Below are 434 nucleotides of genomic sequence, written 5' to 3'. Positions count from 1 at the left end.
GTCGGGGCCGGCGCCGGTGGGCGTGCACCGGGTGATGCCGGACGGGTGCCTGGACATCCTGGTGGACCTGACGGGCGGGGTGGACCTGCACGTGGTGGGGGCGATGCGGACGGCGGAGGTGGTGCCGTTGTCCACGCGCGCGGCCTTCGTCGCGGTGCGCTTCCGGCCTGGAGGCGCGCAGCCGTTCCTTCGGATGCCCCTGCTGGAGCTGACGGACGCGAAGGTGGCGCTGGGGGACCTCTGGCCGCGCGAGGCGCGCGAGTGGCGCGAGCGGTTCGCGGAAAGCCGGGGGACGCCCGCGCGCTTCGCCCTGTTGGAGGGGCTGCTCCTGGGCCGGCTGCCGGGGGAGGGCGACGCGGGAGTGAGGCACGCGGTGGACCTCATCCTGGGAGCCAGGGGCCAGGTGCCGGTGCGTTCGCTGGAGGGGGTGATGG

1 protein-coding gene is annotated in these 434 nt (G+C 75.6%); it reads left to right on the top strand.

The features are described 5' to 3' along the window. On the top strand, positions 1 to 434 hold a 434-nt coding region (locus tag D7W81_RS41555), incomplete at both ends, for a DUF6597 domain-containing transcriptional factor (protein ID WP_368773762.1).

It is taken from the genome of Corallococcus aberystwythensis (assembly GCF_003612165.1).
GTDB lineage: Bacteria > Myxococcota > Myxococcia > Myxococcales > Myxococcaceae > Corallococcus > Corallococcus aberystwythensis.
This window is presented reverse-complemented; position numbering and strand designations above follow the sequence as displayed.